At 56.6% G+C, this 20,947-nt stretch carries 23 protein-coding genes; 22 read left to right on the top strand and 1 reads right to left on the bottom strand.

Going from position 1 to position 20,947, the window contains the following annotated elements; genetic code table 11:
- Positions 1 to 10: 10 nt before the first annotated feature.
- From lepB to gloA, 16 genes are all read left to right on the top strand, one after another.
- Positions 11 to 814, top strand: a complete 804-nt coding sequence (gene lepB / locus Absy_RS04485; RefSeq protein ID WP_048853598.1) for a signal peptidase I — start codon at positions 11 to 13, stop codon at positions 812 to 814.
- The gene (gene rnc / locus Absy_RS04480; protein ID WP_245614723.1) at positions 814 to 1,554 is read left to right on the top strand and encodes a ribonuclease III; all 741 of its coding nucleotides are present in this window, start codon (positions 814 to 816) and stop codon (positions 1,552 to 1,554) included. The genes lepB and rnc overlap by 1 nt, the downstream gene beginning before the upstream one ends.
- A gap of 10 nt (positions 1,555 to 1,564) precedes the next feature.
- Positions 1,565 to 2,464 carry a GTPase Era gene (gene era / locus Absy_RS04475; protein ID WP_048853526.1) on the top strand — a complete coding sequence of 300 codons (900 nt, stop codon included), beginning with the start codon at positions 1,565 to 1,567 and terminating at the stop codon, positions 2,462 to 2,464.
- A gap of 119 nt (positions 2,465 to 2,583) precedes the next feature.
- The gene (pyrH, locus tag Absy_RS04470) at positions 2,584 to 3,321 is read left to right on the top strand and encodes a UMP kinase (protein ID WP_048853525.1); all 738 of its coding nucleotides are present in this window, start codon (positions 2,584 to 2,586) and stop codon (positions 3,319 to 3,321) included.
- Between the two features lie 139 nt (positions 3,322 to 3,460).
- Positions 3,461 to 3,982 (top strand): ribosome recycling factor, encoded by a 522-nt coding sequence (gene frr, locus Absy_RS04465; RefSeq protein WP_048853596.1) that lies wholly within the window; start codon positions 3,461 to 3,463, stop codon positions 3,980 to 3,982.
- A gap of 62 nt (positions 3,983 to 4,044) precedes the next feature.
- Positions 4,045 to 4,785 (top strand): polyprenyl diphosphate synthase, encoded by a 741-nt coding sequence (gene uppS, locus Absy_RS04460; protein WP_048853524.1) that lies wholly within the window; start codon positions 4,045 to 4,047, stop codon positions 4,783 to 4,785.
- A complete protein-coding gene (locus Absy_RS04455; protein ID WP_048853523.1) occupies positions 4,782 to 5,615 on the top strand; it encodes a phosphatidate cytidylyltransferase in 834 nt (277 codons plus the stop codon). Before uppS ends, Absy_RS04455 begins: the two co-directional genes overlap by 4 nt.
- Before the next feature lie 69 nt (positions 5,616 to 5,684).
- On the top strand, positions 5,685 to 6,842 hold the full coding sequence (gene dxr, locus Absy_RS04450) for a 1-deoxy-D-xylulose-5-phosphate reductoisomerase (RefSeq protein WP_048853522.1): 1,158 nt from the start codon (positions 5,685 to 5,687) through the stop codon (positions 6,840 to 6,842).
- Positions 6,843 to 6,873: 31 nt separating this feature from the next.
- On the top strand, positions 6,874 to 7,986 hold the full coding sequence (rseP, locus tag Absy_RS04445) for an RIP metalloprotease RseP (RefSeq protein WP_084596886.1): 1,113 nt from the start codon (positions 6,874 to 6,876) through the stop codon (positions 7,984 to 7,986).
- Positions 7,987 to 8,151: 165 nt separating this feature from the next.
- On the top strand, positions 8,152 to 10,572 hold the full coding sequence (gene bamA, locus Absy_RS04440) for an outer membrane protein assembly factor BamA (protein ID WP_371263693.1): 2,421 nt from the start codon (positions 8,152 to 8,154) through the stop codon (positions 10,570 to 10,572).
- A gap of 4 nt (positions 10,573 to 10,576) precedes the next feature.
- Positions 10,577 to 11,449 carry an OmpH family outer membrane protein gene (locus Absy_RS04435; RefSeq protein WP_048853520.1) on the top strand — a complete coding sequence of 291 codons (873 nt, stop codon included), beginning with the start codon at positions 10,577 to 10,579 and terminating at the stop codon, positions 11,447 to 11,449.
- 2 nt (positions 11,450 to 11,451) lie between these two features.
- Positions 11,452 to 12,537 (top strand): UDP-3-O-(3-hydroxymyristoyl)glucosamine N-acyltransferase, encoded by a 1,086-nt coding sequence (gene lpxD / locus Absy_RS04430; RefSeq protein ID WP_048853519.1) that lies wholly within the window; start codon positions 11,452 to 11,454, stop codon positions 12,535 to 12,537.
- 93 nt (positions 12,538 to 12,630) lie between these two features.
- The gene (gene fabZ, locus Absy_RS04425) at positions 12,631 to 13,059 is read left to right on the top strand and encodes a 3-hydroxyacyl-ACP dehydratase FabZ (protein WP_306414338.1); all 429 of its coding nucleotides are present in this window, start codon (positions 12,631 to 12,633) and stop codon (positions 13,057 to 13,059) included.
- 126 nt (positions 13,060 to 13,185) lie between these two features.
- Positions 13,186 to 14,043, top strand: coding sequence for an acyl-ACP--UDP-N-acetylglucosamine O-acyltransferase (gene lpxA / locus Absy_RS04420; protein WP_048853593.1), 858 nt, complete (start codon positions 13,186 to 13,188; stop codon positions 14,041 to 14,043).
- Complete coding sequence (locus tag Absy_RS04415) at positions 14,040 to 14,894, top strand: LpxI family protein (protein ID WP_048853518.1); 855 nt, start codon at positions 14,040 to 14,042, stop codon at positions 14,892 to 14,894. The genes lpxA and Absy_RS04415 overlap by 4 nt, the downstream gene beginning before the upstream one ends.
- A 40-nt stretch (positions 14,895 to 14,934) precedes the next feature.
- Entirely contained in the window at positions 14,935 to 15,324 is a 390-nt protein-coding gene (gene gloA, locus Absy_RS04410; protein WP_048853517.1) for a lactoylglutathione lyase, read from the top strand.
- Between the two features lie 14 nt (positions 15,325 to 15,338).
- Here gloA and Absy_RS04405 read toward each other — a convergent pair whose 3' ends face one another.
- Positions 15,339 to 15,794, bottom strand: coding sequence for a hypothetical protein (locus Absy_RS04405; RefSeq protein ID WP_245614722.1), 456 nt, complete (start codon positions 15,792 to 15,794; stop codon positions 15,339 to 15,341).
- A 102-nt stretch (positions 15,795 to 15,896) separates the two neighbouring features.
- On the opposite strand from Absy_RS04405, the gene rpmH reads away from it, so the two are divergent.
- The 6 genes from rpmH to dapD all read left to right on the top strand — a co-directional run bounded on the left by rpmH (position 15,897) and on the right by dapD (position 20,941).
- A complete protein-coding gene (rpmH, locus tag Absy_RS04400; protein WP_081774758.1) occupies positions 15,897 to 16,031 on the top strand; it encodes a 50S ribosomal protein L34 in 135 nt (44 codons plus the stop codon).
- A gap of 24 nt (positions 16,032 to 16,055) precedes the next feature.
- Complete coding sequence (gene rnpA, locus Absy_RS04395) at positions 16,056 to 16,436, top strand: ribonuclease P protein component (protein ID WP_048853515.1); 381 nt, start codon at positions 16,056 to 16,058, stop codon at positions 16,434 to 16,436.
- Positions 16,437 to 16,565: 129 nt separating this feature from the next.
- Entirely contained in the window at positions 16,566 to 18,332 is a 1,767-nt protein-coding gene (gene yidC / locus Absy_RS04390; RefSeq protein WP_048853514.1) for a membrane protein insertase YidC, read from the top strand.
- Positions 18,332 to 19,000: a ribosome biogenesis GTP-binding protein YihA/YsxC gene (gene yihA, locus Absy_RS04385; protein WP_048853592.1), complete on the top strand. Its 669-nt coding sequence runs from the start codon at positions 18,332 to 18,334 to the stop codon at positions 18,998 to 19,000. Before yidC ends, yihA begins: the two co-directional genes overlap by 1 nt.
- A 39-nt stretch (positions 19,001 to 19,039) precedes the next feature.
- Positions 19,040 to 19,957 carry an acetylglutamate kinase gene (gene argB, locus Absy_RS04380; protein WP_048853513.1) on the top strand — a complete coding sequence of 306 codons (918 nt, stop codon included), beginning with the start codon at positions 19,040 to 19,042 and terminating at the stop codon, positions 19,955 to 19,957.
- Positions 19,958 to 20,092: 135 nt separating this feature from the next.
- Positions 20,093 to 20,941, top strand: a complete 849-nt coding sequence (gene dapD / locus Absy_RS04375; RefSeq protein WP_048853591.1) for a 2,3,4,5-tetrahydropyridine-2,6-dicarboxylate N-succinyltransferase — start codon at positions 20,093 to 20,095, stop codon at positions 20,939 to 20,941.
- Positions 20,942 to 20,947: the final 6 nt, after the last annotated feature.

The raw sequence follows: 20,947 nt of genomic DNA, 5'->3' as shown, positions 1-20,947 counted from the left end.
TGGGCAGCGCATGAGTAAACCGGAGACTTCTCCTACTGGAGCGCAGCACTCTGTTACCATCAGACATGCTGTGGTTGAATATGTGCGGACAATTCTGACGGTCGTGATCGTTGTTGTTTTTGTCCGGACTTTTTTGTTTGAATCCTTTGTTATTCCTTCCGGCTCCATGATCCCGACCTTACAGGTGGGGGATTACATCTGGGTTTCCAAGTACAGCTATGGTTATTCCCGGTTTTCGCTGCCGTTTTCTCCCGACCTGTTCAATGGTCGTGTGTGGGCGGGGCAGCCTCATCGTGGGGATGTGGCGGTGTTCCGTTTCACCAAGGATACATCGATAGATTACATCAAGCGCGTTATTGGTCTGCCGGGTGACCATATTCAGGTTATTGGTGGCAAGCTGTACCTCAATGGTGCGCGTGTTCCCTGTGTGCAACCCCATCCCTACGTAGCAGAAGATGAAACGCGGATGCCCATGGAAGGGGAAGCCTGCACGGAGGAGCTGCCAATGCGGGCGGAAGGTGGTGTTGTCCGGCATGAAATTCTCAAACTGACCAATGATGGTCCGCAGAACGATACGCCAGAGTATGTTGTGCCCCCCGGTTACTTTTTTGCCATGGGCGATAACCGGGATGATAGCGCAGACAGCCGCTTTATGGGGGATGGTCCCAAAGATCTTGGGTTTGTACCCATGGAAAACCTTGTGGGTAAGGCGCAGCGGATTTTCTTCTCCGTGGAAGCGGCGCATCCCATCTGGCAGGTCTGGTACTGGCCGACGGAAATTCGCTGGGCACGTCTGCTAAAAGGCGTGATGTAATGCATGATGCCCACAATACCCCGCAATATCTGGCATCCATGGCGTTGCAGGAGCGTTTGGGCTACCGGTTTGCCAATCCCTCCCTGTTACAGGAGGCGCTGACCCACCGTTCCGCTGCACACCAGAAGGCAGGGGGGCGCAGGCGGAACAAAACCAAAGGGGCGGGTTCCAACGAACGTCTGGAATTTATAGGGGACCGCGTTCTGGGCCTGCTTATGGCGGAGCTGTTGCTGGAGCGGTATCCGGGGGAGCAGGAAGGGGCTTTGGGCTCCAGGCTTGCCCATCTGGTTTCACGTGCAACTTTGGCGGATATTGCCGAACAGCTGGGTTTGGCCGAAGCGCTGTCCGTGGCTGAGCACGAAGCGCGGGCAGGTGTGCAGACTGCTGCCAATGTTGTGGCCGATGGGCTGGAGGCCGTGCTGGGAGCGGTTTTTCTGGATGGTGGGTTGGCTCCGGCGCGCAAGATTGTTCGCTCATGCTGGAAGCGCATACTCGATGCACAGGCATTGCCACCCAAGGACCCCAAGACCGCCTTGCAGGAGTGGGTTCTGGGGCGCGGGCAGGGCCTGCCTTTTTACGAAACAATAGGGGCCGATGGTCCATCCCATGCGCCAGTGTTTGTGGTGCGCGTGAGTGCGGGTGGCTACTCGGCAGAAGGATGTGCAGGGAGTAAACGGGGGGCGGAAAGCGCCGCTGCCGCAACCTTGCTGGAAAAACTCGGAGGCAGCCATCAGGGCTGAAGCAACAGGCATGACACAAACAACACGTTGTGGCTTTGCTGCGCTGGTGGGTGCACCAAACGCAGGCAAATCAACGCTACTTAACCGTATGGCGGGTGCCAAACTCTCCATTGTTTCGCCCAAGGCGCAAACAACGCGCTTTAGGGTGCTGGGTATTCTTATGCGTGGGGCCAGCCAGATTCTGCTGGTGGATACTCCCGGCATTTTCCGCCCGCGCCGCAAGCTGGACCGTGCCATGGTCGCAGCCGCATGGAACGGGTCGGATGATGCGGACATAACCTTGCTGCTGGTCGATGCACGAACAGGTCTGACCGAAGCCGTGCAGGAAATTATTGACCGGCTGGCCCAGACCGGCCGCACAACATGGCTGGTCCTGAACAAGACTGATCTTGTTCCTGCGTCCGCCCTGCTGCCACTAACGGCAGCCATTACCGAAAAACTGCCAGTCGAGCACGTGTTTATGGTGAGTGCGCGCACTGGGGGTGGGGTGGATGACCTGTTGGACAAGCTGGCGTCCAGCCTGCCCGAAGGGCCCTACCTGTATCCCGAGGATGATCTGACCGATCTGCCTGACCGTCTGCTGGCGGCTGAACTGGTGCGGGAGCAGATTTTTATGCAAACGCATGAAGAGGTGCCCTATGGCACCACGGCCGAGACAGAGAGTTTTCAGGAACGTCCCGATGGGTCTGTTCGGATCGAGGTAACCATTTACGTTGGACGCACAGGGCATAAAGCCATTCTGATCGGGAATGGCGGCCAGAAGATCAAACAGATTGGTGAGAGGGCGCGCAAGCAGCTCGCCGGTCTGCTTGAACGGCCATGCCACCTGTTTTTGAACGTCAAGGAACGCTCGGGCTGGGATGAGGAACGGGCACGTTTGCGCGCAATCGGGCTGGATGACGTGCCATAAAGCGTGGCTTGGCGCTTGTGACGATGCGCCTTGGAGGATAAGAGAGAGCGATCTTACACGCTGCGCATCTGCGCGGCGGAGGTCTGTTTTTTTTCGGACTTTTGCATGATTGAGGGCCTATGACTGCTTCTGTCGCTGAAACGCCAAGCCGTAAACGTGTATTGCTCAAGGTGTCTGGCGAAGCCCTGATGGGTGAGGGTGCCTTTGGAGTGGAGCAGAAGACGGTCGAGCGGATTGCCAAGGATGTTGCAGAGGTCGTTCGCAACGGCACGGAAGTGTGCCTTGTTGTGGGTGGCGGCAATATTTTTCGGGGGGTAGCCGCTGCTGCCAAGGGTATGGACCGCGCGCAGGGTGACTACGCGGGGATGCTGGCAACAGTTATCAATGCCCTGTTGCTCCAGAATGCGCTTGAGCGCGAGCAGATAACAACGCGGGTTATGTCTGCCATCCACATGTCATCCGTTGCCGAACCCTATATCCGTCGGCGGGCTGTGCGGCATATGGAAAAAGGGCGCGTGGTCATTTTTGCCGCAGGCACCGGTAACCCCTTCTTTACCACGGATACGGCAGCAGCCCTGCGTGCGGCGGAAATGGAATGCGATATTCTGCTTAAGGGGACGCAGGTCGATGGTGTGTATTCCGCAGACCCCAAGCAGGACTCTTCTGCCACCCGGTATGATGAGCTGACCTACCAGACCGTTCTGGCCAACCAGCTAAGCGTTATGGATGCCGCAGCTATTAGCCTCGCGCGGGAAAACAAGCTGCCGATCATCGTGTTCAATATTGGCGAGGAAGGCTCCTTCGGGCGCGTTATGCGTGGCGAAGGCGCTTTTACGCGCATTATTGAAGCAACCTGACACCATGCAAGTTCCTGCCCGCTAAGGCAGGGCGTGGAATGAACGAGGTTGGGGGTGTGGTCTCGTGCACCCCCGAGAATAAACGGGAGAACCCACCGTGTCTGACTTGAATGCCCTGCTTGATGACATCAAGCGTCGTATGGAGAGCGCTCTGGAAAGCCTGCGCCGTGATTTTTCCGGTCTGCGTTCCGGGCGTGCCAGCCCGGCTCTGCTGGAACCGGTACGCGTGGAAGCTTACGGTGGCGAGGTTCCGCTGACTCAGGTGGCGTCCATTGCCGTACCTGAAGCGCGTATGATTACCGTACAGGTGTGGGACCGCGTGCTGGCTGGTGCAGTGGAGCGTGCCATTCGCGATGCAGGGCTGGGCCTTAATCCGGCGGGGGAAGGCCAGACCATTCGGGTTCCCATTCCGCAGTTGACCGAAGAGCGGCGTAACGAACTGGCCAAAGCTGCTGCACGTTATGCCGAAGGCGCAAAAATTGCCGTGCGTGGTGTGCGCCGGGATGGCATGGACAAAGCCAAGGCCTTTGAAAAGAAAGGCGACATCAGTCAGGATGATGTCAAGACATGGTCTGACGCCATTCAGAAAACGACTGATCAGTATGTTAAAAAAGTTGATGACATGCTTGTGGAAAAAGAGAAGGAAATCAAGCAGGTCTAAAGACCCCCAGAGTGTGGGCAGTCTTGCTGCGCTGAATTGAATACGGTGGATTCTCTCCTGCAATGTCTTCCTTGCTAGCCGATAAAAAAGCGGTCGTGCCCACACATGTTGCCATTATTATGGATGGCAACGGACGGTGGGCAAGCGAGCGGGGGTTGCCACGCCTTGCGGGGCATCGTGCTGGGGCGGATGCCGTGGCGCGGTGCATCAAGGCGGCGATTCAGCGCGGTGTTTCCTACCTTACCCTTTATGCGTTTTCCTCCGAAAACTGGTCGCGTGGCCCCAAGGAAGTTTCCGATCTGACAGGTCTGCTGCGCTATTATCTGCGGCATAAGGTCAAGGAACTTCATGCCGAGGGCGTGCAGCTTCGGTTTATTGGTGATCTGGGGCGGTTCGATACCTCTTTGAGAGAGGAGCTGGAACGTGCCGAAGCCCTGACACGTAACAACAAACGCCTTGTTCTGCTGCTGGCCCTTTCCTACGGCGGACGCGGCGATATTATGCAGGCAGTGCGGCGGGTTGCGCAGGAAGTGCGTGATGGCTGGTTAACCCCCGACCAGATTAGCGAGGAGCTGTTTACCAACCATCTGTGGACGGCAGGCGTGCCAGACCCGGATGTGGTGGTCAGAACCAGTGGGGAGTACCGACTTTCCAATTTTCTGCTCTGGCAAAGCGCGTATGCTGAACTTGTTTTTCTCGATACGTTCTGGCCCGATTTCAATGAAGGACATTTTGCAACGGTGCTCGAACTTTATGCCCGTCGCGAACGACGGTTTGGCGCCCGGCCAACAGCAACCGTATGACAACTGCCAAAAAAACGACCGCATGGCGTGACCTGCGCCCCCGTGTTCTGTCTGCCATGGTCATGGTGGTTGTGGCTGGTGCCTGCATTGGTCTGGGGGGCATAGCCTATATTCTTATGGTTTTACTGGCCATGGGGGGGATGGCTGCTGAGGCCAGCCAGCTTTTCCGGCAACCTGTGCGGAGCTGGCGGGGTGGCCTTTATGTGCTTTGGGCTGTGTGCGCGGGGCTTTCCGCTGCCTGTGGGCATTGGAGCTATTTTATCCTGTTTTGCGTTAGCGCGTGCGTGTTTGGCGCGCCGCTTTGTGCGGTTATGTGTGTTATCATCATGGCTGGTACGGCATTGCTGTGGCTTCGGCAGGAGAGTTTTTGGCCGGTGCTGTTTGTGGTGGCGGTTGTGGTGGCGAGCGATACATCCGCCTATATGGCAGGGCGTCTGATCGGTGGGCCAAAGCTGGCTCCGCGCATATCTCCCGGTAAAACCCGTTCAGGGGCTGCTGGTGGCCTGGTGGGCGCTGTGCTGATGGGGGGAGGCATTGCTTACCTGTCCGGCTTGAGTGGTGCTTCTCAGGCGTTGCTGTGGGGTGGAGTGCTGGGTCTGTCCGCGCAGTTGGGTGATCTGGCGGAAAGTGCGCTGAAGAGGGCTTTGGGGGTCAAGGATTCCGGCACATTGCTCCCCGGTCATGGTGGCTTGCTGGACCGGTTTGATGGTCTGGTTGTTGCAGCACCCATTGCTGCTGCCGTTTCGCTTGCAGTGCCACCGTTGGTGCCATTCTGGACTGCGGGTCTGCATGACCTTGTGCACGTTCTGGGTGCTGCGGTGCCGGGCTAGTTCAAACTATTGCCCCACGGCCTAAGGTGGTCGTGGGATTTGTTATTTTTCGGGTGTGGAAGATAAAGCATGAGAACCGTAACCGTTCTGGGGACAACCGGCAGCATTGGCTGTTCCACTGTGGATCTGCTGGAGCAGGCGCGTGACCAGTTTCGGGTGCGGGCGCTTGTTGGCGGTAAAAATGCAGCCAAGCTGGCGGAACAGGCCCGCAGCCTTAAGGCGGAACTGGCCGTTCTGGCAGATGAGAGTGCTTATGCCGAACTCAAGGAACGTCTGGCTGGCACTGGTGTTGAGGTTGCCTGTGGTCGCAAGGCGGTCATAGAGGCCGCAGGACTGCCAGCAGACTGGACCATGGCGGCCATTACCGGGGCTGCTGGTCTGGAGCCGACTTTGGCAGCGGTCAAGAATGGCAAAAGCATTGCTCTGGCCAATAAGGAAGCCCTTGTCTGCGCTGGGGATGTGATGCTCCGGGCGGTGCAGGAGGCTGGTGCCACGCTGTTGCCTGTCGATTCCGAGCATAATGCGGTCTTTCAGTCCATGGCTGACCGGCAGGCAGATCAGGTTGAAAAAATTATTCTCACGGCGTCAGGCGGTCCATTCCGCAATGCGTCGCTGGATGTTATGCGCGCAGCAACCCCGGCACAGGCGCTTAAGCACCCCACATGGAGCATGGGTGCCAAAATCAGCATCGATTCTGCGACCATGTTCAACAAGGGGCTGGAAGTTATTGAGGCAGCCCGTATTTTTGGCCTGACGGAAGACCGGATTGATGTGCTGGTGCACCCGCAATCGGTTGTGCATGGCATGGTGCAGTACACGGATGGTAGCCTGATCGCCCAGATGGGCTCTGCTGATATGCGCATCCCCATTGCGCACACACTGGCATGGCCGAAGCGTATGGCCACCACATCCAGCCGACTGGACCTCGCGGCATTTGGAACGCTGGAATTCATTGCGCCGGACGAGGTGCGTTTTCCGGCTTTGCGTCTGGCGCGTCAGGCTCTGCGGGCAGGGCGGGCTGTTCCGGCCATTCTGTCTGCTGCCAATGAAATTGCGGTTGAAGCTTTTCTTAAAGAGCAGATTGGCTTTCTCGATATTGCGCGGGTGGTTGAAGAGAGCATGGACGCTCTGGGCGCGCCTGCTGCCGATACTCTGGACGCTGTTCTTCATTGGGATGCAGAAGCCCGGCGCGTTGCCACGCAACTGATTTCTGCCGTAGTCGCTTGAGAAAACCCGCATTAGCACCGATATCGGAGGAATGATGATACACGATTATCTGCGCACCCTGATTTCCTTCGTGTTTGTGTTGGGCGTTCTGGTGACCTTTCACGAACTTGGGCATTATCTTGCTGCACGCTGGCGTGGTGTGCATGTGGAGGTCTTTTCGCTCGGCTTTGGTCCGGCCCTGTTCAAATGGAAGGACAAAACCGGCACGGAGTGGCGCATCTGCCCGATTCCATTGGGCGGGTATGTACGCCCGCACGGGTTTGATGACCCCGAAGATGCGACAGAAGAGCAAAAAGCCGCATGGATTCCGGGGCGGACATTCCACGATAAATCGGTCTGGTCCCGGGCTATCGTTATTCTGGCTGGACCAGTTTTTAACTTCATTCTGGCGTTTTTTCTGTTTGTGCTGCTGTTTGCCACGGCAGGTCAGCCGCATGTGCGGAACGAGGTTGCTTCCGTTATGCCCGGCAGCGCCGCCCAGAGTGCGAGCCTGCAGAAGGGCGATGTTATCCTGCGCATAGGCACACATGACGTAGCGGGTGTGGAGGATGCGCAGGCAACTGTTTCCCAGTCTCCGGGGCAGAAAACAACACTTCTGATCCGCCGTAATGATCAGCAGGTGGAGCTCCCCATTACCATTGGTTCCACGCAGGACTCGCATGGTGGAGCGGCCCATGGCCTGCTGGGTGTGGTGTTTGCCGTTGAGCCGGGTAAAGCCCTGTCGCTGCCGCAGGCCGTTGTGGCTGGTGCCAAAGCTACGTGGAACACGGTTGTGCAGACGCTGGATGGTGTGTGGCAGATTTTTAGCGGGCAGCATACAGCGCGGGATTTGGGTGGTCCGCTCAAGATTGCGCAGCTCTCCGGGCAGGTCGCACAATATGGCTTTGCCAGTCTGCTTTCCTTCATGGCGCTGTTGTCGGTTAACCTTGGTCTTATCAATCTCTTCCCTGTTCCACTTCTTGATGGTGGACGTCTGGTTTTTTATGCCATAGAGGCAATAAGAGGACGCCCGGTTTCCAAGCGGGTGCAAGAGGTTAGTTTTCAGACCGGGTTTGCCTTGCTGGCAGGTCTGTTCTTGTTTTCGACGTTCAACGATCTGTCCAGCTTTGGTCTGTTCAGGTGGGTTGCATCGCTCGCTGGATGATAGTGAACTGAACTGGAAGGGAAGGCTTGCGTGACAAGGGTAATTTCGGATACGTCCCTTGCGGGCGAGACAGGAACGGGAGATAGGCTTCCGTGCTAAACCGACCCGGATGGAGGGAGGCAGATCTTGACGGGTAAACGTTCAGCCCTGTTCGTTTCTGTCTGCATGTTGCCTTTTTTCATGGTTCAGGGACGGGTGGCTATGGCCGCTCAGGACCTGGATGCACAGGCACCAGCAGCTATTGAGGCATCGCCGGAGAGTGATGCCGGGAGTGCTGGGCAACAACAGCCGGATGCTCCGCCCGCGCAACCCGCTATTGTGGGCGTGATTGATGACATCCGTGTCTCAGGCAATACCCGTATCGAGACCAATACGGTCTTGTCCTATATGGTTGTCCGCCCCGGTGACCCATTTACGCAGGACGACCTCGATCGTTCCTTGAAGACCCTTTACGCAACAGGGCTGTTCAAGGATGTAACCTTGCGGCGCGAGGGCAGCACGCTGCTCGTCAAGCTCAAGGAGAACCCGATCGTCAACCGGATCGTGTTTGAGGGGAACCATGCTGCCAAGGATGAGGACCTGCGCAAGGTTCTTTCCCTGCGTCCGCGCGCTGTGTTTTCGGCAGAAACAACGGCGGATGACCGGCAGCGCATTCTGGAAGTCTATGCCCAGAAATCCCGCTTTGCCGCTGTGGTCACACCCCAGATTGTTCGTCTGGCGCACAACCGTGTGGATGTGATTTTTCAGATCAATGAAGGGCCGAATACCAAAATTCGCAAGATCGCGTTTGTTGGTAACAAGGCATACAGCGAAGCACAGCTTGAAGGGGCGATCTCGTCCAAGGAATCAGCATGGTACCATTTTCTGGGATCGTCTGATGAATATAATCCCGAGCGTGTAAAGTATGATGGCGAACTGCTGCGGCGGTTTTACCTCCACAACGGGTATGTGGATTTCCAGATCAAGGACGTAAAGGGCGAACTGTCACCAGATCGCAAATCTTTTTACATCACCTTTACCATGGATGAAGGTATTCGTTACCGTTTAGGTAAGGTGGATATCCGCTCCAGTCTGCGGCATGTGCCTGCCAAATCCCTGCGTAAGTATGTCGAGTTGTTCCCTCACCAGTGGTACGATGGCAAGGCTGTTCAGGATAATGCGACCGACATAGAAGAACTTCTTCAGTCGGAAGGGCATCCTTTTGCAGTCGTGCGTCCGACCATTGCGCGCAACCCGGAAAAACGCATTGTCAACCTGCTGTTTGACGTAAGCGAAGGGCCGCGGCGCTACATTGAGCGGATTGATATTAACGGCAATACGATTACGCAGGATAACGTCATTCGTCGCCAGCTGCCGTTTGCAGAGGGTGACCCCTACACCACAAGCTACAAAAAATATGCCAAGGAAGGCGTTCAGGATCTGGGCTACTTCAAAACAGTTAACGTAACCGATACGCCGGGTTCTTCCCCCGACCGGACCAACGTTGCTGTGAACGTGGTGGAAAAACCGACAGGTGAATTCTCGCTTGGGGGTGGTTACTCAACGGACGTTGGGATTATTGGTAACGTTGGGCTCAAGCAGCATAACCTGCTGGGTACGGGTATCGATGCCGGTTTGTCCGGCACTGTTTCGTATTACCAGAAGCAGGCCGATCTTTCCGTTACCGATCCAGTCTTTTTGGGGCGTAACCTTGTTGTCGGGGCAGATATTTTCTTTGTTGAAAATAACTACCAGACATACCAGAACTACTCGGAAGGTCGTTACGGGATTACCCTGCGTATGGGGTATTCATATAACCGCTATCTCTCCCAGTCTTGGAATTACAGCCTGATCCGCCGCTGGGTCGGGGATATGTGGAGTGAGTCCTCGCCTTACGTGCGGGACCAGAAGGGTAAGTCGCTTCTGTCCCAGATCAGCACAACAATTATGTATGACCGGCGCGATAACCGGATGGCGCCGCATAGCGGTTATTTTGTGTCGATCGGGGGGGATTTTGCCGGGATTGGTGGGGACGAAAACTACGTTCGCGGCAAAATCAACGGCGCTTATTACATTCCGCTGGATGACCTGACCAACAGCCATAACTGGACGCTCGCATTCCGGGCCGGTGCCGGTTATCTGGCAGACTGGGGCAGCAACGGTCGCCACGACATTATCGATAACTTCTATCTGGGTGGTTCAAACCTGCGTGGCTTCCTTGATGGTGGCGCAGGTCCGCGAAGCGTTGGTAACTCCTACCATTGGTCTGAAGATCTGATCGGTGGGCGCTTTATGTACAATGGTTCTGCCCAGTTGAACTTCCCCATTCCCTTCCTGACGGATATGGGTGTGGGTGGTCGTGCATTTGTGGATATGGGGACTGTGGCCGGTCTGCGCGTGAAGCGCCTTTATACCAACCCGGTTACTGATGGCACAAACTACACGCCCATTTCGGGTAATATGTATAGTCCACGTGTAAGTGCTGGTGCTGGCTTTTCGTGGAAAAGTCCTTTTGGCCTGTTGAATATTGACCTTGGTGTGCCGATCAGACGCAGTTATAATGACCGCACACAGCTCCTTCGCTTCGGCTTCGGCCAGCAATTCTGAGGTAATGATGCGTTTCAGTTCAAAAGCTGCCCTTTTGGGGGCTGTTTGCCTTTCTTTTTCTGCTGCTCTTATTCCTGCTGCTCAGGCCGAAGGTGGAAATGGCTGGTTTGTGCCAAAAAGCCAGCCAGCAGCTCAGGCTCCGCATCCTGCCGCACGTAATGCGGCCCCTGCTCCTGTTGCGCTTCCTGCTCCTGCTGCAGATAGTCAGGAAGCCGCAGACCAGGCTCCTCCGGTTCTGCCATTGCCTCCTATCCCCAGTGCGCCAGAAATTGCCAAGGAAGCACCTCCGCCCACAACCATTATTGGTGTGATCAGTGTTTCCGGCGTTATGCGTCAGGCTTCTGCTGCTATGCAGGTCGAGCGCGTACTTGGTGGCCGCCGCGATGCTCTGGCTCAGGATTTGCAGCGCGAACAGGCTGGCTGGCGTGATGAGCAGCAGACATTGCAGGCTCAGGCCAAATCCCTGACTTCCGACCAGATCCAGACCCGCGAGCGTAGCTTGCAGGCCAAGGTGATGAAGGCACAGCGTGATTTCCGTAATCGCAACCGTATCATTCAGGAAGCTGCACAGGTTTCCCTGGGGCAGATTGAGCGTGAGCTGGTTCAGGTTATCCAGAAAGTCGCTTCCGCTCATGGCATGAACCTTGTGCTGCATAGCGAACAGGTTGCCCTGCATGTGGATGGTCAGGATATTACCAACGAAGTCGCGGTGAACCTCAACAAGGTTTTGCCCAGCGTCTTTATCCCGGAAGCAAATGTGGATCCTGAAGAGCTGGCAAAATCTGGCAAAATGCCAACAACAGCAGAAGGTGACCAGCAGGTGGCGGCGTCTGGCCCGGCTCCCGCTGTGACTCCGGCTTCTGCTGGGAAAAAATAAGAATGCAGGACCGCAGGGCTTCATCTGGCCCGGCTGACCCGCGTTTTTTTGCGCGGGTGGGGCCGTTTGATGCGGCTGCACTGGCAGAAGCCGCCGGTGCTGACTTGCGCCTGCCCCGGCAAGGGGGAGTCCCGCAGGATGGTTATGTTGGCATTGCTCCCTTGCAGGCGGCTGGTCCACGGGATGTCAGTTTTCTGGATAACCGGCGTTATGCTCATTTGCTTGAGCACACAAAGGCAGGGCTTGTTATTGTTGCGCCCGCTTTTGCGGAAAAGGTGCCAGAACACTCTGCGGCTCTTGTTACAGCCACGCCCTATCTGGTGTGGTCACGGATTGCCCGGCTCTTTCATCCACGGTCTGTTAGCAAGGCTGGTATCCATCCATCCGCAGTGATAGATTCGTCAGCAGTAGTTGACCCTACAGCGGAAGTTGGTCCTTTTGCTGTTATTGGTGCCGGTGTGGAAGTGGGGCCGGGGAGCATTATTGGTTCCCATACGGTTCTGGGGCATGGTGTTCAGCTTGGTGCAGACTGCCGGGTTGGTGCCATGGTCACGCTCTCTCACACTCTGGTGGGGGACCGTGTGACCATTTTGCCGGGTGCGCGCATAGGGCAGGATGGTTTTGGGTTTGCTGTCGGGCCTGATGGGTTCGAGAGTGTGCCGCAGCTGGGACGTGTTCTGATCGAGCATGATGTGGAAATTGGTGCCAACAGCACCATTGACCGCGGCTCGGTGAATGACACGGTGATTGGTGCTGGCTCACGGCTCGATAATCTGGTTCAGATCGGGCACAATGCCCAACTGGGGCGTTGCTGCATTGTTGTGTCTCAGGCTGGTATTTCCGGCTCAACAGTGCTGGAAGACTACGTAACGGTTGCAGCGCAGGCTGGGCTTATCGGCCATATTCGTATTGGTGCCAAGGCGCGCATTGGTGCGCAATGTGGTGTTATGTCGGATGTGGAAAGTGGCGCGGATGTTATTGGTAGTCCCGCCATGCCATTCCGGGAGTTCTTCCGTAACGTGGCGGTGCTGCGCAAGTTGGCAAAAAAAGCGTCTGGATCGGCCAAAGGTGATTCAGACAAAGTATGAACTTATTTCCGGACAGGTTCCGGTACAGAGGGTGGTTTAGGGGACGTGGAGACAAAACAAGAATCCCGGCAGGACGGCCAGACAATCGCACGTATTGATGTCAACCGTATCATGCAGGCGATTCCTCACAGGTATCCTTTTCTTCTGATCGACAGGATGGAAGATATTGTCCTGGGGGAAGAAGCAACAGGTATCAAAAATGTCTCGGTCAACGAACCGTTTTTTCCGGGGCATTTTCCCGGACGGCCCGTTATGCCCGGCGTCCTTATTGTGGAAGCCATGGCCCAGACAGCCGCTACGCTTGTGGTGCTGACCTTGGGCGAGGCCTTTGAAGGCAAGCTCGTTTATTTCATGACCATCGAAGGCGCAAAGTTTCGGCGTCCGGTAGAGCCGGGCGATCAGTTGCGTATTCATGTTGTCAAGGAACGGCACCGTTCAAACGTGTGGAAGTTCCGTGGGGAAGCACGGGTTGATGGCGTTACTGTGGCAGAAGCTACTTTTAGCGCCATGATTATGGGCTGAATTTTTGCGCTTGGTGGGGCTGTGAGGCCAATATATGCTCCAACTTTGCGTTGTATTGGCAAGGCCACTTTACGCGGGAATCCACGCCCTCAATCATGGGCAAGCGGAAGATAAGGAACTGAAGTGGTGCACGCTGTAGGGGAAGCTAGGCAAACGCTTGTTCATCCAACGGCTTTGGTTGCTCCGGGCGCACGGCTCGGGCAGGGCGTGGTTATTGGCCCTTGGTGTTCCGTTGGGCCAAACGTTGTTGTGGATGATGGTGTTGAACTGATCTCCCACGTTGTTGTGGATGGTCACACCCATCTGGGTGCGCATTCGCGTTATTTTCCGTTCTGCACGGTGGGGATGGCCCCACAGGACCTGAAATACAAAGGCGAGCCAACACGGTGTGAGGTGGGTGCGCGTACGGTTGTGCGTGAACATGCAACCATTCACCGGGGAACTGCCACGGGGTCTGGAATAACACGGGTTGGTCAGGATGTGCTCATCATGGCTAATGCCCATGTTGCGCATGACTGTGTGCTGGGTGACAGGGTGATTATTGTCAATAACGTGGTCATGGGTGGCCATGTGACGATTGGCAATGATGCGCGGATTATGGGCTCTGCCGCCATCCATCAGTTTGTGCGTATTGGTCATGCAGCACTGGTTGGCGGAGTGGCCGGGGTCGAGGCGGATGTTATTCCCTATGGGAGTGTGCTGGGTAACCGTGCCCGGCTGATTGGTCTGCACTGGATTTGGTTGCGTCGTAATGGCGTGCAGTCGGCTGAAATTCATCGGATGCGCAAAGCCTTTTTTACGCTTTACCCTAAAGTCAGTGGGGGCGCGTCTTTTCAGGTCCGGCTGGAGCAGGTTCGGCAGGAATGCAGCAGCGATGTGCGGATACAGGAAATCCTGAATTTTATTGATGCCCCCTCTCACAGAGGTTTGGTGCGTCCCGCACGGGGTGGTGCCGCAGATCAGGCGGAAACCGAAGGCGCGTGAACGCAGTGCCAGCGGCTGCTGTTGGCATTTTGGCAGGCGGTGGCCCCTTACCTGCCAAAGTGGCGGAGGCCGCTAAAGCCGCCGGTCAGCCGGTTTTTATTATCGGGTTTGAAGGGTTTGCCGAACCCGATGTGATTGCTCCGTGGCCGCATGAGTGCGTTCGCCTTGGTGCTGCCGGGCGTATGCTCAGCCTTTTGCGGGCGCACGGTTGCACGGAACTGGTTTTGATTGGTCCAATCCGCCGCCCTTCGCTGCGGAGCCTATGCCCCGATTCCGAAGGGGCGCGTATTCTGGCCCGCCTTGGCAAAGCTCTTTTTGCCGGGGATGATGGGCTCTTGGCGGCTCTGGTGCGCATTCTGGGCGAGGAGGGTTTTCATGTGCGCGGCGCGCATGAGTTTCTGTCCCATTCCGTGGTAAAATCCGGTGTTCTTGGGCGGTACGTCCCAGATGCGCACGCACAGGCCGATATTCGCCATGGTGTGATGGTTGCTCAGGCTTTAGGGCGGCTGGATATTGGGCAGGGGTGCGTTGTGCAAAATGGTGTTGTGCTTGCTGTGGAGGCCATGGAAGGCACGGATGCCATGCTGGCCCGTTCTGGTGCGTGTCGCCAGCCGGGAGAAGGTGGTGTACTGGTCAAACTGCTGAAGCCGGGGCAGGAAAAAAGAGCCGATATGCCAACTCTGGGTCCGGTTACGGTACGTAATGCCCATGCTGCGGGCTTACGTGGTATTGCGTTTGAAGCGGGCAATACTCTGCTGACGGACAGAAGCGAATGCCAGGCCGAGGCTGACCGCCTTGGCATGTTCCTGATTGCCATAGACCCGGCGACATATGGGGCAACACCAGCATAAGAGCCGCGTAAAAACATTCAGAATTCACGGGGGATACGTCATGCCGAGTTATTTGCACACAATGGTGCGCGTTCGGAATCTGGAGCAGAGTCTGGCGTTTTATCGCCTGCTGGGAATGCACGAGTTACGTCGGAAGGACGTGCCAGAAGGTAAATATACTCTGGTTTTTATCGGGTTTGCGGATAATGCCTCCGGTCAGGCCGAAATTGAACTGACCTACAACTGGGGGCAGGATGATGGTTACGATGTGGGCACCGGCTTTGGGCATTTTGCCGTAGGTGTGCCGGACCTTGCCGCAGTCGTGGAGCGTATTCGTGCAGGCGGTGGCAAGGTGACGCGAGAGGCTGGTCCAGTCAAGTTTGGCACTACGGTCATTGCTTTTGTGGAAGACCCGGATGGCTACAAGGTGGAATTGATCGAGCTGTCATAAACACAGGGCCACGCTTAAAGTGGTGGTCGCTGTTTGAGGCGGGCGGTCAGCCGGTCTAGCGAATCATTAATTGTTTCTGCCGCTTTTTGTACGGTGGGGTCCTGCATTAGCGAGAGTTGCTCGGCGGCCAGCATGGCGGGGGAAATAATACCGCGTATGTCGTGCCGTAGTTTGGGGTCTGGCTGGGGAGCGGTCGCGGTAGGTGTGACCGGTTTGTCCGCAACAGGTGCTGCAACGGGTTGCGGGGAGGGGGTATAAGCCACTATCCCCGCCGCGCAGGCTGCCGCAAGCCCTACCAGAACGGTTGTTATGGGGAGCGAGGCTCCTATGCCCACAGCAAGCAGGCAGGCGAGAACAGGCAGGCCAATAATGGCCAGAAGACTGCGAAGGGGTATGGAGGCAGGGAGCATTGCGTCTTTGTCACCATGCGGATGATCTTGCGGGAATAGTCGTGCGACTCTGCGCTGCACATTGACGTTCTTCTATCTGAACTTTATAAGCCGCGACTTCAAGAGAGTGTGGCGCTTACGCAGCCACAGGCGAAGCATATTCAAACTGAAGGGAGTGCAGCCATGAAGCGCACTTATCAACCGTCCCGGCTGGTCCGCAAGCGTCGTCACGGGTTCCGCACCCGTTCGGCTACCGTTGGCGGCCGTCGTATCCTTGCAAACCGTCGTTCCAAGGGCCGCAAGCGCCTTTCCGCGTAAGCGCTGTCCGGCAGTCCGGCTTTGATGGACTGGTCTGAAGGTCAGGAGCAGCCAGCGGCAGGGACGCATGTGTCTTTGCGGCTTAAAAAGAGAAAGGAATTTCTCTTTATGGCGGCCAAGGGGCGTAAAGCTCCGGTGTCTGGTCTTGTCCTTCAGCTTTACAGGCGGCCCGATTCGGACCCCGCTCGTGTTGGCTTCACGGTGACTAAAAAAGTCGGTAATGCCGTGGTGCGTAACCGGGTGCGCCGTAGGCTGCGTGAGGTCGTACGGAGAGTGGAAGCCGATACACCGCTGAGCGGTTTTGATCTGGTGCTTATAGGGCGTGGTGCAACGCGTGACCGTGCCTTTGATGCGCTGGTGGCAGATTTTCGCAAAGCGTTGAAGCTCTGTATGCGGGATTTATAAGTGTCCCGCCTTGCATTCCTGTCGATCCTGCGCTGGAACACGGTTGTGCCGGGCAAGCCCCTGTGGTTTTTGCTCGGTTGTTGAGTTTTCCATTTTTGTTATGTGCAGGGGGCCAGTAGGCCAGAGCTCATGGATTCAAAACGTCTCATACTGGCAACATTGTTGTCAGCTCTGGTTCTTATTGGGTTTGATTATTTCTTTCCTCAGGCTCCAGCACACCAGCCTGCGGCACAGGTTGCGCAGACTGCTGCCAGCCCATCCACGGCTGCCCAGCCTTCTGCCGCTGGGCCAGCCGTAGCAGGCCAAACATCCGCAACCGCTACCGACGATGCGTCTGATGGGCCAGATACGCGCCTCGCCATTAATGCGCCGTCCGTGCAGGGCAGCATTAATCTGCGTGGCGCCCGTTTGGATGATCTGGTGCTCAAACAGTACCGTGAGACCGTAAAGCCCGACAGCCCGGATGTACGCGTGCTCAGCCCTGTTGGCACCAAACGTGCGGATTATGTGGATTTTGGCTGGCGCGCTGCAACGTCTGACGTGCCTGTGGCCCTGCCCAATGCCCGCACAGTCTGGAAGGCATCCGGCACACAGCTTGATGCTGAACACCCGATTACATTGAGCTGGGATAATGCTCAGGGACTGACGTTCGAAATCGCTCTTGGAGTGGACAAGGACTACATGTTCACCGTGACCCAGCGCGTGCACAATGCAACGGGGCAGAGCGTGGCGCTGTATCCTTACTACCGGGTCAATCGTGGTTACACCCCGGAGGAAACCGGCGGAATGCTGGTGCATGAAGGCCCGATTTCCGTTATTGATGGGCGCCTGAACGAAGGATCCTACAAGTCTGTTCGGAATGATGGTGTCCCGCCTGAAAATGTGGCCTGGAGCCATCAGGGTACAGGTGGCTGGGCAGGTATTACGGACAAATACTGGCTGATGGCCATTGTGCCGGATCAGGCATCCAGCGTGGTTGGTACGTATGCGTGGCAAGCGGCCCAGACCCAGTATCAGGTCGGGTTTACCGCTACGGCCCCTGTGCAGGTGCCTGCCGGGCAGACGGTCTCCACACAGGCGCATGTGTTTGCCGGTGCCAAAGAAGTGCGGCTGCTTGAGCAGTACGAGCACGACCTGCACATTCCCATGTTCTGGAAGGCTGTGGACTTCGGGTGGCTTTCGTTCCTGACGCGCCCGGTGTTCTTTGTGCTGGATTGGCTGAACAGCCATCTGGGTAGCTTTGGTCTGGCTCTGCTGACCTTTACAGTTATTGTTAAGGTTGCGTTCCTGCCGTTGACCATCAAGCAGATGCGCATGACGTGGAAAACATCCCGGCTGAAACCACAGGTCGATCTGATCCGTGCGCGCCACAAGGATGACCCAATGGTCATGCAGCAGCAGATTATGGCGCTGTACCGCAAGGAAAACGTAAGCCTGTTTGGCGGATTTTTGCCGCTGTTCATTCAGGCTCCGGTTTTCTGGTGCCTGTACAAGGACCTGTATGTCACGATTGAAATGCGGCAGGCTCCGTTTATTGGCTGGGTCAAAGATCTTTCTGCGCAGGACCCTACGAATATTTTCAACCTGTTCGGACTGATCCCCTTTGACCCGGCGCAGTATGTGCCGCTGCTTACGCTGGGTGCATGGCCCATCCTGTATGGTGCAACCATGTTTGTTATGCAGAAGGTCAGCGCCAGCTCGACCAGCATGGACCCGGCCCAGCAGAAGGTGATGATGTTCATTCCGCTGCTGTTTACCTTCTTTATGGCGCGGCAGCCGGTTGGTCTGGTCATCTACTACTGCTGGAGCAATGTGCTGACTGCCATACAGCAGCTTATTATCATGGGTCGTCTCAAGGCAGCCGACGCCAAGCCTCAACTGGTTGCTAAAAAATGATGCATCAAGAGCCTTCTTTTCGTGAACTGAAGGACGAAGCAGATATCGCCGCCGCTCTGGAAGAAGGGCGGCGGCTTTTTGCCGGTTCATGTGATTTTGTTTTTGGTGCGCAAAAGCTGGGTCAGCTCCCGCCACAGACCTTGCCAGAAATTGCGTTTGCTGGTCGCTCCAATGTGGGTAAGTCCAGCCTGATCAATGCGTTAACCGGGCGTAAAACGTTGGCGCGTGCCTCGTCCGAGCCGGGGCGTACCAAACAGCTCAACTTTTTTGATCTTGCCCAGCGCCTCATGCTGGTGGACATGCCGGGCTACGGTTTTGCCCGTGCCGCCAAGTCCGTTAAGGAAGACTGGCAGGAAATGATGTTTGACTACCTGCGTGGTCGGCCAAGCCTGCGCAGGGTTGTTCTGCTGCTGGACGCACGGGTGGAAATCAAGACCCATGATCAGGAGGTCATGAAGCTGCTTGACCGTGCGGCTGTCAGCTTTCAGGTCGTGCTGACCAAGTGTGATGATGTTAAACCTACCGCACTGGCGCGCAAGCAGGCCGATGTGGAGGCCGAGATAGCGCGCCATGCGGCGGCTTTTCCCCACCTTTCTCTTACCAGCAGCCAGACCGGGCAGGGCATTGAGGCGTTGCGGGCGGAACTGGCAGAGTTTGCCCTGTCTTGATCAGGGAAAATGGACAGACGACGGCAGGACTTTCAGAGCATGACTGAATCGAGACTTTCTTCTTCCGGTGCCAAGCACGATGCCGTGCATGAGGCCGCCGTGCTGGCAAATGCCCTGCCGTACCTGCGGCGCTACGCGGGCGATACCATTGTGGTCAAGTATGGTGGCCACGCAATGGGGGATGTTGGTCTGGCCAAAACGTTCGGGCGGGATATTGCTCTGCTCAAACAGGTAGGGATTAACCCTGTTGTGGTGCATGGGGGTGGTCCGCAGATCAACCAGATGCTCAAACGGCTGGATATTCCCTCCCATTTTATTGATGGCCTGCGCGTAACAGACGCCAATGTGGTGGATGTGATCGAAATGGTGCTGGCTGGTTCCGTGAACAAACAGGTCGCGGAACTGATCTGCGAAGCAGGGGCTCTTGCGGTCGGGATTTCTGGCAAGGATGGCAAGCTGATTACCGCGCGCAAGCTGCGCCGTACCGTGCGGGATATGGATAGCCAGATAGAACGCGTTCTGGATCTGGGTTTTGTGGGGGAGCCGGTCAAGGTTGACCCGCGTGTGATCTACGCTTTGTCCGGGTCAGGGCTTATTCCGGTTATTGCTCCTGTGGGACTGGGTGAGGATGGCGAGACCTATAACATTAACGCTGATACCGCAGCCGGAGCCGTAGCGGGTGCCGTACATGCCACACGCCTGCTGATGCTGACGGATGTTCCCGGTGTGCTGGATGCGCAGGGGAAGCTCATTCCCGAACTGACAGCCGCACAGGCCCGTCAGGCCATTGAGGAAGGGGTGATTACCGGCGGGATGATTCCCAAGGTGGAAACCTGCATTCAGGCTGTGCAGGGCGGGGCAAGTGGTGCCGTCATTATTGATGGCCGTATGCCCCATGCCTGCCTGCTTGAACTTTTTACAGCCTCAGGCTCGGGCACGCTCATCCGCGCGGAATAAGCCCGCGCGGAACAGAGGGCACAGAACAAGACCCGCGTTGACAGGACAGGCCCCTGTCCGCATGGTCTTTTCCTCTTTTGTTGCCGGGTGGGCCTGTTGCCCGGCCTGTATTTCATTGTTTCTGATCGGTGTGACATGACAGACGAAACCCTCCGCGCTCATATTGAAACCCTGTGGGAAAGCCGCGATGGCATTTCTTCCGCGACGGTAGGCAAAGACCGCGATGCCATTGAAACTGCGCTGGAAGGACTGGATTCCGGTCGTCTGCGTGTTGCTGCACCGCAGGAAGATGGATGGGTTGTGCACGAATGGCTGAAAAAAGCGGTTCTGCTGTCTTTCCGCCTGAATGATAGCGTGGTTATGCCCGGTGGCGCTGCTGGTGCCCCTGCATATGACAAGGTGCCGCTTAAGTTTGCCGGCTGGGATCAGGCCCGTTTTGACAAGGCTGGTTTTCGCGTAGTGCCCGGTGCGGTTGTGCGCCGCTCTGCCTTTATTGCACCTGGTGCGGTGCTGATGCCCAGCTTTGTAAATGTTGGTGCACGGGTGGATAGCGGCACCATGGTGGATACATGGGCCACCGTTGGGAGCTGCGCCCAGATTGGTAAAAACTGCCATATTAGCGGTGGTGCAGGCATTGGTGGTGTGCTGGAACCGTTGCAGGCCGCCCCTGTCATTATTGAAGACAACTGCTTTATTGGTGCGCGTTCGGAAGTCGCTGAAGGCGTTATTGTGGAGCGGGGTTCCGTGCTGTCCATGGGTGTGTTCCTTGGGGCATCCACCAAAATTGTGGATCGCGCTACGGGCGAAATCTACATGGGTCGCGTTCCGGCCTATTCCGTGGTGGTGCCGGGCACCATGCCTTCTTCCAACCCGGTTGGTCCGGATGGTCGCCCCAATCCCGCATTGGCCTGCGCAGTGATTGTGAAGCGTGTTGACGAGCGGACCCGCTCCAAAACATCCATCAACGAACTGCTGCGTGACTGAACTCCC

This window comes from Acetobacter syzygii, assembly GCF_000964225.1.
Classification (GTDB): domain Bacteria; phylum Pseudomonadota; class Alphaproteobacteria; order Acetobacterales; family Acetobacteraceae; genus Acetobacter; species Acetobacter syzygii.
This window is presented reverse-complemented; position numbering and strand designations above follow the sequence as displayed.

What these genes read in the sequence shown, in the direction of transcription:
- lepB (WP_048853598.1), top strand. Translation starts at nt 11, where the DNA reads ATGAGTAAACCGGAGACTTCTCCTACTGGAGCGCAGCACTCTGTTACC.
- rnc (WP_245614723.1), top strand. Translation starts at nt 814, where the DNA reads ATGCATGATGCCCACAATACCCCGCAATATCTGGCATCCATGGCGTTG.
- era (WP_048853526.1), top strand. Translation starts at nt 1,565, where the DNA reads ATGACACAAACAACACGTTGTGGCTTTGCTGCGCTGGTGGGTGCACCA.
- pyrH (WP_048853525.1), top strand. Translation starts at nt 2,584, where the DNA reads ATGACTGCTTCTGTCGCTGAAACGCCAAGCCGTAAACGTGTATTGCTC.
- frr (WP_048853596.1), top strand. Translation starts at nt 3,461, where the DNA reads ATGGAGAGCGCTCTGGAAAGCCTGCGCCGTGATTTTTCCGGTCTGCGT.
- uppS (WP_048853524.1), top strand. Translation starts at nt 4,045, where the DNA reads ATGTCTTCCTTGCTAGCCGATAAAAAAGCGGTCGTGCCCACACATGTT.
- Absy_RS04455 (WP_048853523.1), top strand. Translation starts at nt 4,782, where the DNA reads ATGACAACTGCCAAAAAAACGACCGCATGGCGTGACCTGCGCCCCCGT.
- dxr (WP_048853522.1), top strand. Translation starts at nt 5,685, where the DNA reads ATGAGAACCGTAACCGTTCTGGGGACAACCGGCAGCATTGGCTGTTCC.
- rseP (WP_084596886.1), top strand. Translation starts at nt 6,874, where the DNA reads ATGATGATACACGATTATCTGCGCACCCTGATTTCCTTCGTGTTTGTG.
- bamA (WP_371263693.1), top strand. Translation starts at nt 8,152, where the DNA reads ATGTTGCCTTTTTTCATGGTTCAGGGACGGGTGGCTATGGCCGCTCAG.
- Absy_RS04435 (WP_048853520.1), top strand. Translation starts at nt 10,577, where the DNA reads ATGATGCGTTTCAGTTCAAAAGCTGCCCTTTTGGGGGCTGTTTGCCTT.
- lpxD (WP_048853519.1), top strand. Translation starts at nt 11,452, where the DNA reads ATGCAGGACCGCAGGGCTTCATCTGGCCCGGCTGACCCGCGTTTTTTT.
- gloA (WP_048853517.1), top strand. Translation starts at nt 14,935, where the DNA reads ATGCCGAGTTATTTGCACACAATGGTGCGCGTTCGGAATCTGGAGCAG.
- rpmH (WP_081774758.1), top strand. Translation starts at nt 15,897, where the DNA reads ATGAAGCGCACTTATCAACCGTCCCGGCTGGTCCGCAAGCGTCGTCAC.
- rnpA (WP_048853515.1), top strand. Translation starts at nt 16,056, where the DNA reads ATGGACTGGTCTGAAGGTCAGGAGCAGCCAGCGGCAGGGACGCATGTG.
- yidC (WP_048853514.1), top strand. Translation starts at nt 16,566, where the DNA reads ATGGATTCAAAACGTCTCATACTGGCAACATTGTTGTCAGCTCTGGTT.
- yihA (WP_048853592.1), top strand. Translation starts at nt 18,332, where the DNA reads ATGCATCAAGAGCCTTCTTTTCGTGAACTGAAGGACGAAGCAGATATC.
- argB (WP_048853513.1), top strand. Translation starts at nt 19,040, where the DNA reads ATGACTGAATCGAGACTTTCTTCTTCCGGTGCCAAGCACGATGCCGTG.
- dapD (WP_048853591.1), top strand. Translation starts at nt 20,093, where the DNA reads ATGACAGACGAAACCCTCCGCGCTCATATTGAAACCCTGTGGGAAAGC.